An 18,833-nucleotide genomic window follows, 5' to 3' on the forward strand; every position below is an offset into this window, starting at 1 on the left:
TCAATGAGGACACTTCTCGCTGATCACCATCGTAAACGGGTCCTCACCCTCCCAGCGAAGCGACCGGGAGGGTCGGCAATCGAGCCTTAAGCGAGATTGCCGGGGAGGGTAGGATGCCGTCGATCTCGATCCGATCGATGCCTATCGCGAAACTAAGCTTGGGTCGGTGCCGATGGTTCCGACCAACTCCTCCAGATAGCTCGGCTGTTGACACCGCTGCAACGACGATTTCGCACGCTCAAGCCGCTGTTGCAATTCCAATCGCTTGATTACGGTCGCATAGTTGGGACGAGCACAATACTGCTCCAAATAGTCGACGTGCCGATTCCAAAGCATGACGTCTACCTTTTGCTTGGCTACCAATCGCTCGCGATACCAATCACTCGCGAGTAAATAATCTTTGGAGAACATGCGACGCACCTCGGGCGAGTCGGCCTTGTGTCCGTTCCAATGTCCCTCTGCCATGATACGCAAAATAGCTTGCAACGGTGGACAGGCTAACTCGTAACTTCCATCCTCAAGATAGACTTGAGCCACTTTTTTCTGAGATTCAGCAATGAACAAAACGCCATCGACAAATGCCTCCATATCCTGCGTTTCCGGTTTCAAGATCTTTTCTTCGAACACGCGCCGGGGGTTATCGAACACGCGTCCAAAGTAACGTCTCACAAATCGATCTGTGATCCGATAACCGAGCCGACTGGCTGGGACCTCGAAGCCATTGTGCACAAAGTCTTCGATCTTCTGTAACATACCCCCATTTATCATGGCGATGGGGTCCCGCTCCTCCGGTTGTAGACGACACCAAATCTCTGGCACAAACATGCTGATGTCGTGACCAACCTCGATATCAGGTCCGATATGCCCGGCAGCAGTGCTGAATCCACCGAGGCCGGTAAGAATCATGCTGACGATCGTCGCGTTCAAATCATAAACCATGTTGAGAGCATTAAAGGGACCTTTCGTTAGAGCCCCCTCACTGCCTGCACCGGTCGTACTCGGCGATTTACCTGTAAACGAACATACATAATCCATCAACAACTCCGGTAACTCTTGGTAGTGGATGGGATTATAGACTGCGAGAGGTCGTATCCCCCCCGCTTTGTCTGGCGGATTATTTCTTCGTCCCGACAAAACGGCGTTTACGGGAATGGCCACTGGCGTCGATGCGGGAGCAGCTCGATAAAGCTGCAAACCTCGGTAAGCAACATACCTCTGGAACGGATGTGTTAGATCAGGGCGATCCTGAAGATAGCGAGGATTCTTGGTAGGCTTTCCATCGACCAACCTAGGATGCGCCGAGGAAATAACGAAGCTGGAATCGCCACTCACAAAATCAGTAAGCCTCTTTTGCATAGGTGCAGTATACTGCTCAAATTCTATAAGATGGGCCATCTCGGCTCGAATCTGATCTTTGGTTAACGGCTCGTAATTGCAAAAGAAATTCCCTGGTTGAGCCATGTCCGCTTCAGTTTGTTTATCCAATCCGCGATGAATCGCGTCGTCGGGACGTTGAAATAAACGGTATTCGCAATTGGCGATAAATTTAAAGCTATCCTCGGTTCGATTGCCATCCGAAGGGTTGAGCCCGCTCAGGAATCGATGAGGTACCACGGTGCTAGCGGTGATGTCATCCTCCAACTGAATCTTAGCCGCCGCAGCGAAATCCTGACGGAGCTTGTACATCCGCCATCTACCTTGCTTGTCCAAACCAACTCTTAAATACATTCCCACCAGTTTGCGATTGTTGTATTTGAGCTCGTGGCCATTGTCACCGTTGACGACATCCACGGAAAAATGCTCTTGCCAATGGCCGTTCCATTCGGGCTTACAGAATCGCTTGATGATGAACGCCATGGCGTATAGGTGCGATGGTATCGATTGGAGCCACTCGTTGTACTCGTCCGTATAGTCGTCCGAGGGAGTTAATAGCTTGATCACACTCCCCAGCGAGCGGTTGGGGTCGAGAACTTTGCGACTGGATCGTTGCGAGTAATCTGATTTTTCTTTTGCATCTGGTCGCCAACGACCGGAGTAGTCTTTATCGAAGATAGCTTGCAATTGCGCAAAGTCTGACTCAATATCTGCCACAAAGATCGGGCCTCCCTTCATATAATCGCGAAGGGATTTACTGATCTCGCTCTTGCCTCCACCGCTCACCGTACAAGGCTTGTGGCAAACCGTTCCTTCGCCCGACAAACCAATCAGTCTCCATGAGGGAGCACACGGATGTTTGTCCATCATCACCTTGTAACCACTGGGAGCGATGTAAACCTTTTGCTGCTCGAGTGGAATGCAATGCTCGATACTATCCTTGAGCCATCGAACAGAACGATCGTGCAGAGATGCTCGCGCGTTCTCAGGCACGTACACCAAATTGGGTTCGGCACGATCAAGTCCGTACCCCTCTGGCTGGATATCGATAAAGCTAGAATAGTCTCGAGCCAGATCATCAAAGGTGCGACCATTATAGCGGCGCGAGTTCCACTGAAACTCTTCCCCCAAATGATGTGCGATAAAGGCCAGAGTACCGCCCGCATGCTCCTCCTCCGCGTTACCGAGCAAGTTAGCTGCGTAACTGATCTGTGTCTTGACCTCCTTCTTGCAGTAACCGAAGTAGTTATCGGCGATAATCGTCACGATTACACCCGCCTCATTTCGGCAGGTTATCTTGAAGGCACTGCCGTCGTTGTACTTCTCGTTAGGATCCTTCCAGCACATGGCGTCGCGACGTTGACGCTCGGTCGCTTGGTCGTAGTGAGGTAACCCTAATTCCTTCTTCGTGCAATGAACCAAATGCGGTGCCAGGATCACACATCCTGTATGACCGGTCCAATGATCACAATCGAGAGCCGCGTCGTTCTCCGGAATAAGCGGGTCACCAGCGTTGCCAAAAATCGATTCGACAAAATCAAGATTGCTTACCAATCCACCAGGTGCAAAAAATCGGATCTCCATAGATTTCTTTTCGCAGTATCCTGGAACCGGTGGCACAACCAGCGGTCTTATCAGCAAAGACACAAAAGTACAGGCTGGTTGCGAAGCGGTCTGCGTAAAGGGTAACGCGAGAATGCTATCTGGCGGAGCGATCGCTCGACGAAAGAGATTAGCAAATACATTCTTCGGGACCGCTCGCTTATCACCCGCAATAGGCAGCCCCCCCTCGGTGACGTGAAACGTCCCTGAAGTTGTGCGGCGATCGGCACGCGGATTGTGTAGTACACCGTTGGCGACGCGAATGGAAGTCAACAGTTCATTCTCAAATCGATCACCTCCGTCGGGCAAGCTCAATTGTCTCGCCATCCCGTGATGATCCAAGACCAACGTATGCTTGGGCAACTCCAAAGGCGTCTCGAGATTCAGATCGGCGAAGTGATCGGCCAGAAACGTCTCAATACGCTCATCGATGGGAGCCCTCAGTTGTGTGAGGAGACGATTCTTTTCCTCAAGGTTTGCTAACAGGCCCTCAGGGAGTTCTACCTTTTGCTTCGCCTCCTCGTCGAGCACTAAATCGGTGGCTGCCATCTGCATGTAAATGTACTGGCGGAGAAGCATGGCGGCGTGAGAATCGCGATCAGCGTCGCGTTCCCAGGAAAGCATTCGACCTGGTGCGTCCAAGTACCAACCGTTATCAATCGCTCCTGTTACCTTGTCCATGTTTGTATCCGCGTTCATGAGTGATCAGCAAAAGAGACTTCCGTAAGGACTGTCCCCAAGAGCTTAACGGAAAGTTCGGCCATGTACACATCTTGTCCTGTGCAGATAGCCAGTATCCCACCATTCAGGTCTCTTGGTATTAGTGACCTTGATAAATGAGGCTTTGTTTCGATTTCGGAGTCATTTGGGAGAAACTGATCTTGATTTCATCGCGAGAATTTGAGATCGGAAAGGTTTTGGCTAATACGTAGTTCGCGCCTCTGCGTAAAACACCGTGTGTCGCATAGGATTCCATCGATTTGAAGTTTGGGTGAAGCAGAATGCCTCTATCTCGCAACCATCGAATCGATCGGCGTCGGCGCGTGATGCTCGATGCCGTTATCAACGATCCTGAACTCGCGGCGGAACACGCGCGTGTCAGTCGTCGCAATCGAGCCAGGGCTAGAGAGAACGACGAAGGCTACGAGGAATCGTCTGCCTATCGCGATCCGGGCTACAGCCAAGCCGTTCGCAAGTCGTGCCAACAGAGAATTGTTCAGCTGATTCCCGTACGTCGCGGAACGGTCGCCATAGCTCTCACGGTATTTTGGCTCGCGTACATAGGTCTCGTTTGTTGTCATTATTTGTTTCATCACGCACCGCTCAAACCAAAGAGTTGGAACTTTGCGACGTTGCCACTCGCGAGCTTGTTCGACCTAACCGCCTGGAACAGCATCAGCCATTGGTTATCGTGTCAGTTGTGGTTGCTAACCGCTATCGCGTGCTGGATGACGTTTAATCTGAGACGACATAAATTGGATGACTATCGGGCTCGCTATCGCGTGTGGGCCATCATGGGATTCGTTGCGTTATTCTTGCACTTCGATGCAGGTACTTCAGCATTGCTATTATTGGGACAAAGCATCGATCCCTGGGCACGCGCGGAGATCGGATACGGAGGTTGGCCGCTGGTCTTAGCAACTACGGCGTCGTTAGTCGGCGTGATGGGGATTCGTTTGTGTAGCGAACTGAAGACGGTGCCGACATCCGTATTGAGCTGGATCATGGGTTTGATCGCGGTCGCTGCGTCGGCCTTGATCGGTACCGGATTGCTCAAGACATCCTGGACACCAGAAACGCTTCGCTTGATGTCTGGCTCTTTGTGGCTGGCAGGTGCATTAGCGGTCTTCCAAGCGGTCGCGATCTATCTGCGGCACACTTACATACAAGCACAGAAGCGGTTCCTGTGCCGAAATGGGGTCAATCTAAAGCCGATTCATGTCGGTTTGCCCAAGTGGAATCTTCGAGGCAATCGCGAGGACTCGCAACAATCTACATCGCCTAAAACTGCCCAAGGTTCAAAGCCGCGAGGATGGAAGGATCGACTGCCCTGGGTGGGTGCTCGGGACGAAGGGGATCTGCAAGAGGACGATTGGTCAGAGGAAGAAACCGTTACCCAAAGAACGAAACGCCCAGAGGAAAAACCACCGCAAGCCAAAAGACTCTTCGGTCTACTGCCCAACCGTGAGCTCGCCAACGAAGAACTAGAATACGAGGCCGTTGCCGTCGACGAAGGTGAAGCCGTCGACGAGGGCTTGACCAAAAAACCGGGCTGGTTCGGTATTGGTGGTAATGCTGCGGTCAAGGAAGAACGAAAGCGAGCACGGGAGGAAGCCAACGTCGCGAGAAGGCTTGAGCGAGAGGAAAAGAAGGCTAAGGCAGATACCAATACAACAACCGAGCCAAAGAGAAAGTGGCTGCCAAGTATGAAGCCAAACCTTGCAGGGGCAGCGAAGGTGTTGAGTCCTGCGAAAGTCCTGAGCAAAATGAAACGCAAAGCCAAGAGCGTTGCGGACGGTAGCGAACCGCTGGCTAAACCAAAGCCGGTTAAACCTCCTAAGGAGAAGAAGGAGAAACGAAGCTGGCTGGGAATGTTGGACGGTCTCAAGCTCAAGCCACCATCTACATCTGATGCAGGGGGAGCGACAAGCACGCAAAAGCCTGCCGTTGCACCTAAGCCTGTCGAGTCACAAACGTCCTCGCCATCGTTACGACAGACAGCAGGCCAAAACACAGCCCGACCATCGACACAGGCATTTCAAGAAGAGTTTGGAATGGAACGACCACTTTCGAAAGCCGAACGCAAAAAACTGAGGCAGCAGGGTAACGATCGTCGAGCTGCTTAGCGCAGCCATGCCCATAGAAAGCAGAAAGGACGCCAACCATCCGGTAGTGTGGTCTGACGAATCAGTCTTCGTGATTAGTGTCGATTAGTGAAAATGTGCGTAGCCCTCCTCCTGCTGGTTCGGTAGCCAATAGAATCGAATGAGATCTGCGTTTTAGGGTGCTGCTGCGGGGCGTTTTTTAAAAACAATCACGAGGGGAGGGGGCTTTAGGAAGGGCTGGCTAGTCGGAGCCTTCATGCATTGCGGTGCCTTGCACCCTCTCCGAGCTGCGCTCGACTCTCCCTCGGAGGGAGAATGAATGCCGTAACTTCGCGGAGCCTTGCTACGGCATTGCTATTCGTCGTCTTCTGCTATCCTGGTATCGCTAATCGCGGTCCCTTGGACGCAATCCGATAGATACACCGAGGGAAAGGAAAGCAGTGTACCCACGTGCCAGTGGTGATCGGAAAATGAAAACCACTACGTGCAGGCAAGCGCGACTGCATAGCAGCGGCCAAGATGGCAAGTCGTTTCATGATCAATCCTTGATCATGTTCTCATAGAACTCCGATTTTTATCCTAAAGTGCAGTATATTAGAAGGGGCCGGGCACCGGTTGAGTTTGAGCAAGTTGGCAAAGTCTGGGATGAAAAGAAGTTGTTATGAAAAGTTGGAAGAGCGAAAGAACAGGAACTCCATGGTGGTCGATTACGCTGGGACTTTGTTATTATCTTCTGGTTGGAGCCACACTAGCTCGGTCCAGTGACGATTGGCATCAGACTATCGATCAGTTCCGCAGCCAACTTCGATCCGACGTGCAGGCCGATGACGTGGGTGGTATCACTGCGGCGGTGGTGGTAGGAAATCAGATTGTGTGGGCGGAGGGATTTGGCTGGGCGGATCGTGAAAAACAAGTCCCCGCTGGAGTCGAGACCGTTTACCGCATTGGCTCGATAAGCAAATCCTTTGCAACCATAGCGATGGTCCAGTTGGTCCAGTCGGGCAAAATCAACTTGGACGATCCCATTTCACATATTGTTCCCGAGGTCGATCAGATCCGCGATCGCCCAGCGGGTAGCCCTGACATTACCTGGCGGCACTTGGTGACGCACACCTCGGGCTTGGTTCGCGAACCGGCCTTGCTCGGCCATTCCGTTGGGCCGCTCGATCAGTGGGAAGAAAAGACGCTCTCGGCGATTCCTACGACCCGTTACAACCGATCGGCTGGTGAGAGCTATTTGTATTCCAATATTGGGTTCGCCACTTTGGGAGTGGGGTTGGGGCGGCTATCGGAGAAACCGTTCATCGATTTGATTGAAACCGATGTCATCCAACGATTGGGACTGAAGCAAACCGGATTTCGCGTGGATCCTGCATGGGAGGCTTGGTTGGCAACAGGTTATGCCAATCTCCGAGATGAGGAGGGGCAACAACAAATCAGTACTCGCCAACCCGCGCGAGAGCACACGGGACGCGGCTACCGTGTTCCCAACGGTGGACTCTACTCCAATGTCGGCGATTTGGCCAAATGGATGGCAGCCATGTACGGCGAATATGACGAGTTGTTGCTGGAACGCGAATGGGTCAAAGAGATGCTCCGTTTGCAAACGCCGGGCGATTCGGAACGTGGGTACGGATTAGGCTTTCAGATTCGCCACTACCCAGACGGTTCGCGGCATGTTGGCCATGGCGGTTCTGTCTCGGGCTATCGCGCCCAGGTCAGCTTTGATCCCGATGCTCGGGTGGGAGTGATCCTGCTCCGCAACTACGACAACGGTCAAACCAACTTGGAGCGAACTGCTCATGAATTCCTGACTCGTTTAGTAGCTCAGCGACCGAGTCGGCAACTGCCAGTCGGCAAAGCCGATTTTCGCTTTATCGATTGGCAAGGGAATTCGGATCGACCGCTACATGTTTGGACGTATCGGCCGCAGAAGTTCCAAGTGGATTCCCCGATCGTCTTCGTGATGCACGGAACTTTGCGAAATGCCGAGACCTATCGACAACCGTGGATTTCGCTGGCTGATGAGTTAGGTTGCTTGGTAGTCTGTCCGGAGTTTTCAACGGAACATTATGGTGGCTCTTATTCCTATCATTTCGGAAATGTTGTGTCGCGGCGGGGCGAGGCCAACCCGGAGGAAAAATGGACCTTTAACGCCATCGAGCACCTATTCGATCATATTCGTGAACGAGTGAATGGCTCTGGCAACAAATACTATATTTTTGGACATTCGGCGGGTGGTCAATTTGTCCATCGCATGGTCATGATGAAACCGGATGCTCGACTGGCCTTGGCGATTGCGGCCAATGCAGGCAGCTACACATTACCGGATTTTGCAACATCGTTCCCCTATGGACTGGGTGGTATGGATTACCAGGAGACCCGTTTGGCGGACGCGTTGGCTGCTCCTTTGGTGATCATGTTGGGGGAAGAAGACACAGATCCGAACGATCGATATTTGCCGCGCGGCGAATCAGCGATGGCTCAGGGCCCCCACCGATTCGCGCGGGGGCAACGGTTCATGGAATTGGCCGAACAAGCGGCCGAACGCTTAGGGATTTCTACAGAATGGCAGATCACGACAGTTCCCGGGGTCGGGCATGACAACGCCAAACTAGCGCGGCCTGCTGCCGATCTCATCTCTGAACACCATCGCCGCGTGCAAGCGTCGCGTTAGTGATTGCTGCCGAGCGTCCAATCCCTCAACTTTAAGGGTAAATCACAAACCCACTCCGAGAAGACTAGCTCTATCCGACTAGAATTTTTGCTGCGTGATCCGTTCGTAGGCTTCGATATAACGGTCTCGCGTACTGGAAACGATGTGGTCGGGTAGCTGTGGTGGGGGGCTGTTGCGATCCCAATCTGTACTCATCAGGTACTCTCGCACGAATTGCTTGTCGAACGAGGCTTGTGAATGCCCCGGCTGCCATGTTGCAGCGGGCCAAAAACGAGAACTGTCCGGTGTGAGAACTTCATCGATCAAGATAATCTCGTTCTCGTACCATCCCCACTCTAGCTTTGTGTCTGCGATTATCACTCCGCGATCCCGGGCTATCGATGTGCCGCGAGTGTAAACGTCGAGGGTCATCTGTCTCAATTGTTCAGCCACCTCGTATCCAATCGCGTCGCTCATAACTTCAAAGGATACGTTTTCGTCGTGCCCCTCCTCTGCTTTAGTGGCAGGTGTGAAGAGCGGCTCCGGCAATCGATCGCATTGTTTTAAGCCGCTCGGCAATTGCACGCCGCAAATCGAGCCATTTGCTTGGTAGTCCTTCCAACCACTCCCCTCTAAGTACCCACGAACAACGCACTCGAATGGAATAACCTGGGCCTTTTTCACGACCATGCTTCGCCCCTCGAGAAGCCCCTGAGGATCGTGAGGTCTTATCTCATCAGGGATCTGGTCGCTGATCAGGTGATGCTTTACCCCAAGCACCTGGAACCAGAACAAGCTCAACTGTGTTAGTATCTTGCCTTTGTCAGGAATCCCATTGGGCATGACCCAATCGAACGCACTGATTCGGTCGGTGCTAACAACGAGTAATTTGTCTCCCAAGTCATAAACGTCTCGAACTTTTCCCTGCCGCCTCGGGAAAGGCAGTTGGGTTTGCAGAACAACAGAACTCATTTCACCTCTTCCGCAACCATCTTGTATATCGCGTAATGCTCTTCCGAATCAGGATACAGGAACGACTCGGTATCAATTTCCAACACCCCTTTGACCGTGACAATCCGGGTGGAAAAGTTGATCGACTTGCCGGGCGCCATCGTCACCATGATGCAATCGTAGAGAGCAGCCCCAGGACCAAAACAACACTCCTGATTGTCGCGAACCAGGACAAACTCCCGAATGTTGGATTTGCTGAACAGCGTTGTTGGCAGGATAAAGCCCCGAATCTTCCACGTCTTCTTGTGCAGGTCTTTGTTGTCATCCGTCAGCATCTCAGGCTCGAACGGGGCTCCTTTTTCGATGTCGAATTTGAGATCGTCAAAGGTGATTTCGCCTCGTTTTTTGGCAGCTTCACGGGCCTTTCGCTCCTTTGCTGCTTCCAGGGGATCGGCAGTTTGCCCCGCTTTCGCATCATCGGTCGTCTTCCCGGCGACAGAATCATCTGCTTTCGCAGCCAGTCCCCCAACGGCGACCAACAGAATTCCAAGCGACAATCCACGAGCAACCGACCAAGTCCAGGACTTTGAGCTGAAATTCGTGATTCGCATAAGTTCCCCTTAATTTTCAGTTCGTGAACGTCTGAGATTCTAATATCAGGATTCGCGTCGAGTCACTTGGGACGGGAGGTTGGGAAATCGGTTTTCCCAGTCGAGCAACCTGTTGTACTATACAAGGAACAGTGGGGCGATGGAATTGAACAAACCGCGCAGATTCGGACGAATCCCCCGAGATCCACGATAATTTGAAATCATTTAAGTGTTTGGAAAGCGAAACATGGCAATAACTGGGCATGAAACAAAAAGAACCCAACCCCGATTCCTGGCTTGGGCAGGGCTTTTCGCATTGTTTATCGGGCTGTCTGGCATCGTTTTCGTGGGATGCAATCCAAGTGATGTTCCATCCGACAATGCCACTGCGTCCAGTATTTCTGCTCCCGCCGACATGGCCACGGTCAGCGAGGTGGGAGTTCGCATCGACACGATGATGTGCGTGGAAGGTTGCTTTAATAGCGTTAAGGAATTGCTGGAAAAGCGTACTGGCATCGAAGAGGTACGGCTCGCGCCTCAAAAGGAAGAGGGCTCGATCGATAACTCCATGGTCTACATCAAGCACCGCGGCGAACTGGATCGCACAGAGATGGAGCGATTGATCTTGGGAGCCGGATTCGAAAAAGTGGAATTCGTTGAGTAGTCAGCCGATCAAAACGGACCGCGACTGAAACTTTGCCCCTTGAGTTTCTAATTGCCCAACTCTTATTGCTCTTTGCTCGACGGAATCTGATCTGAATGGATACGAAAGAAACCAAGCCCTCCTCACCTCGCCCGTTCGTTCACTTGCACTGCCATAGCCATTACAGTTTGCTAGATGGTGCGAGCCCGCTCGATAAGCTTTTAAAACGAGCCAAAGAGCATCAGATGACTTCTCTGGCGCTCACCGATCACGGCAACTTGCACGGTGCACTCGAGTTCTACCGTAAGGCAAAGGGGCATGGTATCAATCCGATTATCGGCTACGAAGCGTACATCGCTCCCAACAGTCGCTTCGAACGAGATGCCTCCTCTTCAAAAGAAGCTTCCTTTCACTTGACTTTGCTCGCCCAAAACCGAACGGGCTTCAAGAATCTAGTACGCTTGGCCTCCGCTGCTAGTCTGGAGGGGTTTTACTTCAAACCGCGAATCGACAAAGACATTCTGGCTGCGCACAGCGAAGGAATCATTTGTCTCAGTGGATGTGTTTCCAGCGAGTTCTCACGGGCCATTTTAAAGGGTTATGACACCGAGGCCGCATTGCAGGAAGCTATCGAAGTAACTCAGTGGTTTCAATCGGTTTTCAAGGATCGCTACTTTATCGAGATCATGAACAACAATCTCGAAATCCAACGTCAACAAATGGCCGGTGCAATCGAGGTTGCCAATCGAGTCGGCATTCCGCTAGTCGCGACGAGTGATGCTCATTATGTCGACCGAAACGATGCCGAGGTCCAAGACGTATTACTTTGTATTTCTACTGGGAAATTCCGGACCGATCGCAATCGCATGCAAATGGAAGGGACAGAGTTTTATCTCCGTTCCCCGGAGGAAATGTATGAGCACTTTGTGGGCCTGGAAAGTGCAGTGGCTCGCTCGCAAGAGATCGCCAACACCGTCGATATCGATTTAGAATTGGGCAAGCGACACTTCCCCAACTATACGCTACCTAGCCCAGAGCTCACTGCCGACGACTACTTACGACAGATTTGTACCGAGGGGCTTAAGCAGCGATACGCTAAGTCACCCGACATGCTTGTTGACGGAGAACTATCGCAGGTAGCCCAAGATCGATTGGATCGAGAGTTGGGAGTGATCAGGAAGCTCGGCTTTTCGAACTACTTTTTGATCGTCTGGGACTTTGTTCGCCACTCACGTGAGATCAATGTACCTGCAACCGCACGGGGCTCCGGTGTCGGTGCATTGGTTTGTTACGCTTTGTATTTATCGCACGTATGTCCGATCAAGTACGACTTGCTTTTCGAACGATTCCTGGACGAAAGCCGGATCGAGGCACCAGATATCGACATCGACTTTTGCCAAGAGCGACGCGTCGAAATCATTCGCTACGTCAAGGAGAAGTATGGCGAGGCAAACGTCGCGCAGATTGGAACCTTTGGTACGCTCAAAGCGCGAGGAGCCATTAAGGATGTTGGGCGAACGTTGGGGATTCCGCTGAGTCGCGTGGCTCAAGTCAGCGAAATGGTCCCAGACGATCTAAAAATCACCATCAAGGATGCATTAGGAGAGGGGGACAAAGATCTCAAGAGCGAAGAGTTGATAAATCTCTACAAGAGCGATCAGGATGTAAGGGAATTGCTCGATTTTGCTCGACGAATTGAGGGTCTAGCGCGAAACATTGGCACCCATGCTGCAGCCGTGGTGATTGCTGACAAGCCGTTGACGGAGTATGTACCGTTGATGCGAGTGACCGGGAAAGAGGACATTATCACGCAATGGTCGATGGGTGATGTAGAGTCCGCTGGCTTGCTCAAAATGGACTTTCTTGGCCTGAGAAACTTGACCATCCTTTCCAAGTCTGTTGATATCATCGAGCAGACGACCGGCGTTCGTATAGATCCATTGGACTTTCCGCTCGATGATCGCGAGACATTCGAGTTGCTTAGGCGAGGAGAAACCAAAGGGGTTTTCCAATTGGAGTCTGGCGGAATTCGCGATTTGCTCCAACGGATGAAGCCAGACCGATTCCACGATATTATCGCGACCAATGCGCTGTATCGGCCTGGGCCACTCGAAGGCGGGATGGTTGACGAGTACATTGCCGTCAAGCTGAAGAAAAAGGAAGCGACTTACCTCCATCCGATACTTCGCGAGATCTTGGAAGAAACCAACGGTGTGATGGTTTACCAGGAGCAGGTCATGCGAATCCTAAATCGACTCGGAGGTATCGAGCTCGCCAAAGCCTACACCTGTATTAAAGCGATCAGCAAGAAGAAAGAGGAGTTGATCGCGGCCAACGCAGAAAAGTTTTTTAGCGGCTGCGTAGAAAAGGGCTTGAGTAAAAAGGAAGCCGAAGACTTTTGGAACATGATCCTGAAGTTCGCGGGCTATGGCTTTAACAAGAGTCACTCAACTGCGTACGCGTTGATTGCGTATCAAACAGCCTACCTCAAAACCCACTACAAAGTGGAGTTTATGGCAGCGTTGTTGACGGGCGATATTCCTAACCGGAATTTTAAGCGAAAAGATGGCTTGGTCGAGCATATTGAAGACTGCCAGCGTATGGGCATCTCGGTTGAACCACCGAACGTGAACACGTGCACGAGTGATTTTAGCGTCGCAGATGGCAAGATTTTCTTCGGGTTGTCAGCCATTAAAGGTTGTGGGGCTGGGCCAGCTCTGGCCATTGCAGCGGAACGAAAAAAGAATGGTCCGTTCAAGAACCTTTTTGAGTTCTGTGAACGAGTCGATGCCTCGGCGTGTGGTCGTGCAACGATCGAATGCTTGATCAAAGCCGGTGCAATGGATTGTTTTGGGGCGAAGCGGTCTCAGTTGTTGGCCGTGGTAGAAAAGGCATTGTTGGGCGGTGCTTCGAAGCTTAAAGACAAGAAGAGTGGCCAGATGAATTTGTTTGACGACGTGGCCGAAGTCGTCGAGGTTAGCACGCCTATAACCTTGCCCGACATCCCAGAATTTCCGGATCGGGAAAAATCTATGCTCGAGAAAGAAGTGCTTGGTTTTTATTTAACTGCACACCCTCTTTCCGAGTTCGCAACGGCGTTACAAGCGTTTTGCTCCCACACATCGGCTACAGCGAAACTTGCCAAGAACGGGGATGAAGTACTCATGGGAGGAATGATCTCATCGGTCAAAATTGCGCATATTCGCAACCCGAGAGCAAATCAACCCACCAAATACGCGAACTTCGATCTGGAAGACATGGATGGGTATGTACGGTCGATATGCTGGCCAAATGATTTTGATCAGCATGGCGAACTCATACAACCGGATGCTGTCGTTCTAGCGAGGGGATTCATCGATAAACGTGGTGATGGAGATGAGCTTAATTTCAAGGTGAGCGAAATCATCCCGATTGCGGAGGCAGACACTAAGTTCACGACAGGCATTCACATCATCTTTGACCAGAATAAGCACGATTTCGAGTTACTGGACAAGATTAAGGAAATCTTGCGAGGTTATCCTGGGAAGCGTGACGTCATGTTCGCCGTCAAGTTGCATGGTGGAGAGACTGTCCATATAAAGTCGACCAATCAGACGGTCGAAATCGCTCCGGAGTTGCGGACACGACTGGACGATCTCCTCGGCACCCCCAGCCATAAGTTGTTGATGACTAAGCCTAAGATGAAAAGCGGTGGCAACCAAGATCGATTCCGACGGCAACCGTCCTAGCATGATTGAAACCGCCAGGGCTTCATGCGATACTGGAGCCCGCTTTTACGACCGTCGGGATATTTCGCCAGCAGCTCACGCATCCTTAGGATTTCTATGATCATCATTTGGGGTAGCCGACCTTATTTTAGGAAGAACAAGGCATATCAGAAAGGTTTCTGCGCACATTGCGGCCGTTTCGCAGGCTTTACTAGCTTTGACGCAATGACTTTTTTCTACCTCTACTACATTCCGTTGATTCCCATTTCCAGGCGCCAGCGGTTTCACAAGATGTGTAGTAACTGTAGCGTTGCACAGCAAATGGACCTAGAATCTTTTGGGAGTATCATTCAAAGCCTCAAAGCGAATTCTGCGGAAGCTGTTTTGGCAATCCTGGATGGCGAACCAACGTTCGAGCTTGCGGAGGGGGATTCCGAGCCAATCAACGCGACAGATTACTTACTCGGGGCCGCAGATTGGTTGTATGCGTCGGGAAATAAAGACTTTTGCGTGAGCTTGGTTGGACAATTGACCGACGAAAGTGCTCGCTACCCTCAAACAATGCTGCTAGCAACCATGCGAACCATGGATGGCAAGTTGCAAGAAGCGATCGATCACTACCAAGCTGCAACAAAGCTAGACAGCAATCGCTACGAACCTTACCAGTATAAAGGTTACTTAGAGGCGGAAACCAGACAACCCGAAGCGGCTATCGCATCTTTTCAGCAAGTCATGAAGAAGGCTGCGGAAGGCACCGTGCAACTTTCCGTTGGTCTTCAGCTGGTCGAGTTGCAGAAACAATGCAAACAATTCGCTGAGGCCGTCGCCACTTACGATCGCTTGATTGCATTACACCCACCTTTCGCGAATGACAAAGCGTTCATGAAGGGTGTTGCTAAATTGAAAAAGAAAATTGGTGCGGCTTGATGTATTCGGATGGTCGTTCCCTAAGCTGATAGGAAATATGTGTCTAGTCTCGATATTCATTCGATCCTCGGTCCCGACGGTCGTATCGCTAAGCGAATAAAAAATTACGAACATCGTCGCGAACAGCTTGCGATGGCTTCGGCGGTGGAGGCTGCGTTTCGTGAAAAGCATCACCTAGTCGTCGAGGCAGGGACCGGTGTAGGTAAGAGTTTCGGGTACTTGGTTCCGGCGATCCTCTTTGCCACGGAAGCCGAAGGCAAAATGGAACGACACGAAGACAATGATGACACCGATGGCCCATCACTGCGTCGAGTCGTCATCAGCACTCATACTATAAGTCTTCAAGAGCAATTAATCGCCAAGGATATCCCGCTGCTTAACTCCGTCATCCCTCGTGAGTTCTCGAGCGTGCTGGTAAAAGGGCGAAGCAACTATCTGTCGAAGCGAAGACTCGAGTTGGCTGTCCAAAGGTCCGTAAGCCTTTTTAGTCGGGAAGAAGAGCATGAGCAGCTAGAGAGTATCATGAATTGGAGTCGTGGTGATAGTGATGGCTCTCTCAGTATGCTACCGTTTAAGCCATCGATGGCGATTTGGGATGAAGTGGCGAGCGATTCTGGGAATTGCATGGGCCGCAAATGCAAACAACACAACCAATGCTTTTACTTTGCTGCGCGAAGACGAATCAAGAATTCACAGATTCTTATCGTGAACCATGCACTGTTCTTTAGCGACCTCGCATTGCGTGCACAGGGAGCCGGATTGCTGCCCGAGTACGATGCTGTCGTTTTCGATGAATGTCATACGGTCGAATCCGTGGCCGCCGATCATATGGGATTGCAAGTTAGCAATTCTCAGGTTGACTACACGCTTCGCAAACTGTTTAACCCGAGAACTGACAAGGGGATCTTAACTGCTCTCGGTCTGAAGCAATTGGTGCAGGATTCGTATAACTGTATGGAGTCGTTGGACCATCTAACCGAGGATCTTTTGTCCTGGTTGGCCAGTAAGCCCAATAGCAATGGCCGAGTATACGAACCGCTTCAAATTGAGACATCATTGCCCAAACGACTGGCCGACCTTTCCGAGCAACTCGAGCGGTTCGGCAAAGACCTTAAGAACGCCAACGACCGTATGGAATTGATGTCAGCCAGCCAGAGGCTCGCCTCGTTGACGGCCAGCTTGAATCAATGGCTCAAACAGGCCGAAGAGGATTCGGTGTACTGGGTGGAAAAGGTTCAGACCAAAGCTATGTTGAGCAGGGGGCAAGTTCGACTAACGATGCGGAGCAGTCCCATCGATATATCGTCTCACTTGAAACGAGAACTCTTTGGCAAGGTTAAGACGGTCATTATGACCAGCGCAACTCTCTCCACGGGCAAACAAAAGGGCTTTGAGTTTTTCCAAAAGCGAGTGGGAGCTGACAAGGCTAAGCCGCTGCAGGTTGGAAGCCCATTTGATTACGAGCGGCTCGCACGATTGGAGATTGTGGCGGATTTGCCCGACCCATCCGTCGAGAAGCAAGCCTATGAGCAGAAGATTTTGCCTACGCTAAAACATTACATTTCCAGTAACGATGGTCATGCCTTTATTTTGTTTACCAGCTATGACATGCTTCGTAAGGTTTGCGATAGCTTAACCCCTTGGATGGAATCCAGAGGACTAAAAATCTACTCGCAAGCCTCGGGGGTTCCTCGCAATCAGCTACTAGAGGAATTTAAAAGCAATCCCAAGGGGGTACTCTTTGGAGCGGAGAGTTTCTGGCAAGGAGTTGACGTTCCTGGCGATGCTCTCAAGCTGGTCGTGATCAGCAAATTGCCTTTTAGTGTGCCCGACCATCCCTTGCTCGAGGCTAAGCTGGAAGACATTCGAAAAAAAGGTGGGAATCCATTCCGCGACTACCAATTGCCAGAAGCTGTCATAAAGTTTAAGCAAGGTTTTGGGAGGCTGATTCGAACTGCTACCGATAAAGGGGTGGTGTTAGTGACAGATCCGCGTCTCTTGTCCAAGTCTTATGGCAAGCTTTTCATCGAATCGTTACCGAAGTGCCCTGTGGTTAGCGTACGAGCTAAGACAGAGTAGGCCGCGATATCGAAAAGGAAAGCGAAGTCAAGACGATGAGAAAACTCCATTGGGAAGATGAGTCCGATCTTTATCGATTCTCTGCAGAGGTCGTTCGGACCTTGCAATCAAACGGCTTCATCGCATATTTCGCAGGTGGTTGCGTTCGTGATGCGCTCATGGGAAATATGCCATCAGATTATGATGTCGCCACAAACGCGACCTTGGATCAGGTGCAGGCCATTTTTGGTTCTAAGTATACCAAGCTTATTGGTGCCGCTTTTGGGGTGGCATGCGTATGGGGCCGCATCGAAAAGAAGCGATTCGAGGTCGAGGTGGCGACCTTTCGGTGTGATGGCTCGTATTCCGATGGCCGACGGCCTGATTGGGTCAGGTTCTCCAGTCCTGAAGAAGATGCTCAGCGTCGAGATTTTTCCATCAACGGAATCTTTTACGATCCCGTTGCAGAGGCACTGCATGATTTCGTCGGTGGTGAGGAGGATCTTCGGCGCGGAATCATTAGAGCCATCGGAGATCCCGAGAAGCGTATTGAGGAAGACAAGCTGCGGATGCTTCGCGCAGTCCGATTCGCAGCTCGCTTTGGCTTCGAGATAGATTCCGCTACCTTCGCAGCTGTCCGAGCTCACGCCAACGAAATAGCGATCGTAAGCGGTGAACGCATCGCGGCGGAGTTTCGAAAACTCGTCCAAGCCTCCCACTTGGTTTACGGCTTGCAGAAGATATTCGATACAGGATTGATGCAGTACTTGCTCCCCGAGGTTCATCATGCATGGAACGATCCATCCGTGATGAACCGAGCTTTAAAAGTTGTCTCGGCCTTTGGCTCGAGCGTTTCGTTCGAATCATTGCTAGCGAGTCTTTATTGGACCGCAGGTTGTAAGCATGAAAGCGGCGTTGCATCCGTTGGTGCATGCAAGGAACGTTGGAAACTTTCCAACGCCGAACATGACGCTGTCCTGTTTGCAATCCATGCTTTGGAGACCATCGTAGGTGCGGACCAGTACCCTTGGTCGGTCGTTCAACCGTGGTTGGTAAGCTCACATACTGAGGTGGCGGTTGCTCTCGCCGAAGCTTGGGTCGTGCATGATAGACTGTCGACACTGGGGCTCGAGAGGTGCTTGGCAGCATTGAAACTACCACGCGAGGAATTGGACCCACCTCCGTTATTGACCGGTAATGATTTGCAAAAATTAGGGCTGTCGCCTGGGCCGGCGTTTGCGAGGATTCTTAAGCTACTCCGGGCCAAGCAGCTCGACCTGGAAATTGTTAACTCCGACGATGCAAAGCGTTGGATTCAAACCGGTGGCTATAAGGAACATCTAGTTCCGTAGCATTTCCTGACTGAGTTCTGCAAAGTAAGTGGATTACTTGTACTATTAGCTCAAGTGTTTTGCCGGTCCGGGTTTAGTCTGGGGCTGACTCGATTCTTGGTTCGGATAGAATGTGGGGTCTAAACCCTTATACAACCGCAAAAATCCT

At 51.4% G+C, this 18,833-nt stretch carries 10 protein-coding genes; 7 read left to right on the plus strand and 3 right to left on the minus strand.

The genetic code is table 11. The features are described 5' to 3' along the window. Positions 1–141 precede the first annotated feature (141 nt). On the minus strand, positions 142–3,657 hold the full coding sequence (locus SH449x_RS18620; RefSeq protein WP_482381838.1) for a PPi-type phosphoenolpyruvate carboxykinase family protein: 3,516 nt from the start codon (positions 3,655–3,657) through the stop codon (positions 142–144). 320 nt (positions 3,658–3,977) lie between these two features. Here SH449x_RS18620 and SH449x_RS18625 point away from each other — a divergent pair, with 320 nt between their 5' ends. Together SH449x_RS18625 and SH449x_RS18630 are read left to right on the plus strand one after the other, a co-directional pair. After that, on the plus strand, positions 3,978–5,822 hold the full coding sequence (locus tag SH449x_RS18625; RefSeq protein WP_482377580.1) for a hypothetical protein: 1,845 nt from the start codon (positions 3,978–3,980) through the stop codon (positions 5,820–5,822). 640 nt (positions 5,823–6,462) lie between these two features. Then, on the plus strand, positions 6,463–8,478 hold the full coding sequence (locus SH449x_RS18630) for a serine hydrolase (protein ID WP_482377581.1): 2,016 nt from the start codon (positions 6,463–6,465) through the stop codon (positions 8,476–8,478). Positions 8,479–8,556: 78 nt separating this feature from the next. Here SH449x_RS18630 and SH449x_RS18635 read toward each other — a convergent pair whose 3' ends face one another. Both SH449x_RS18635 and SH449x_RS18640 read right to left on the minus strand, forming a co-directional pair. Further along, a complete protein-coding gene (locus SH449x_RS18635; protein ID WP_482377582.1) occupies positions 8,557–9,429 on the minus strand; it encodes a phosphoribosylaminoimidazolesuccinocarboxamide synthase in 873 nt (290 codons plus the stop codon). Next, positions 9,426–10,019, minus strand: a complete 594-nt coding sequence (locus SH449x_RS18640) for a DUF3299 domain-containing protein (protein WP_482377583.1) — start codon at positions 10,017–10,019, stop codon at positions 9,426–9,428. The genes SH449x_RS18635 and SH449x_RS18640 overlap by 4 nt, the downstream gene beginning before the upstream one ends. 226 nt (positions 10,020–10,245) lie before the next feature. On the opposite strand from SH449x_RS18640, the gene SH449x_RS18645 reads away from it, so the two are divergent. The 5 genes from SH449x_RS18645 (at position 10,246) to SH449x_RS18665 (ending at position 18,685) form a co-directional block, all read left to right on the plus strand. After that, complete coding sequence (locus tag SH449x_RS18645) at positions 10,246–10,662, plus strand: heavy-metal-associated domain-containing protein (RefSeq protein WP_482377584.1); 417 nt, start codon at positions 10,246–10,248, stop codon at positions 10,660–10,662. A gap of 95 nt (positions 10,663–10,757) precedes the next feature. Further along, on the plus strand, positions 10,758–14,369 hold the full coding sequence (gene dnaE, locus SH449x_RS18650) for a DNA polymerase III subunit alpha (RefSeq protein ID WP_482377585.1): 3,612 nt from the start codon (positions 10,758–10,760) through the stop codon (positions 14,367–14,369). 300 nt (positions 14,370–14,669) lie between these two features. Then, a complete protein-coding gene (locus tag SH449x_RS18655) occupies positions 14,670–15,275 on the plus strand; it encodes a hypothetical protein (protein ID WP_482377586.1) in 606 nt (201 codons plus the stop codon). A 39-nt stretch (positions 15,276–15,314) separates the two neighbouring features. Then, the gene (locus tag SH449x_RS18660; protein ID WP_482377587.1) at positions 15,315–17,354 is read left to right on the plus strand and encodes an ATP-dependent DNA helicase; all 2,040 of its coding nucleotides are present in this window, start codon (positions 15,315–15,317) and stop codon (positions 17,352–17,354) included. Between the two features lie 35 nt (positions 17,355–17,389). Continuing rightward, positions 17,390–18,685 (plus strand): CCA tRNA nucleotidyltransferase, encoded by a 1,296-nt coding sequence (locus SH449x_RS18665; protein WP_482377588.1) that lies wholly within the window; start codon positions 17,390–17,392, stop codon positions 18,683–18,685. Positions 18,686–18,833 lie beyond the last annotated feature (148 nt).

Origin of the sequence: Brakhagea baltica, assembly GCF_052161605.1 — a bacterium.
In the GTDB taxonomy this organism is placed as follows: Bacteria; Planctomycetota; Planctomycetia; order Pirellulales; family Pirellulaceae; genus JBKCUI01.

Excerpts from the sequence above, each read along its gene's own strand:
- SH449x_RS18620 (WP_482381838.1), bottom strand. The coding sequence starts at position 3,657 with ATGGACAAGGTAACAGGAGCGATTGATAACGGTTGGTACTTGGACGCA.
- dnaE (WP_482377585.1), top strand. The coding sequence starts at position 10,758 with ATGGATACGAAAGAAACCAAGCCCTCCTCACCTCGCCCGTTCGTTCAC.
- SH449x_RS18635 (WP_482377582.1), bottom strand. The coding sequence starts at position 9,429 with ATGAGTTCTGTTGTTCTGCAAACCCAACTGCCTTTCCCGAGGCGGCAG.
- SH449x_RS18665 (WP_482377588.1), top strand. The coding sequence starts at position 17,390 with ATGAGAAAACTCCATTGGGAAGATGAGTCCGATCTTTATCGATTCTCT.
- SH449x_RS18630 (WP_482377581.1), top strand. The coding sequence starts at position 6,463 with ATGAAAAGTTGGAAGAGCGAAAGAACAGGAACTCCATGGTGGTCGATT.
- SH449x_RS18655 (WP_482377586.1), top strand. The coding sequence starts at position 14,670 with ATGGACCTAGAATCTTTTGGGAGTATCATTCAAAGCCTCAAAGCGAAT.
- SH449x_RS18625 (WP_482377580.1), top strand. The coding sequence starts at position 3,978 with ATGCCTCTATCTCGCAACCATCGAATCGATCGGCGTCGGCGCGTGATG.
- SH449x_RS18645 (WP_482377584.1), top strand. The coding sequence starts at position 10,246 with ATGGCAATAACTGGGCATGAAACAAAAAGAACCCAACCCCGATTCCTG.
- SH449x_RS18640 (WP_482377583.1), bottom strand. The coding sequence starts at position 10,019 with ATGCGAATCACGAATTTCAGCTCAAAGTCCTGGACTTGGTCGGTTGCT.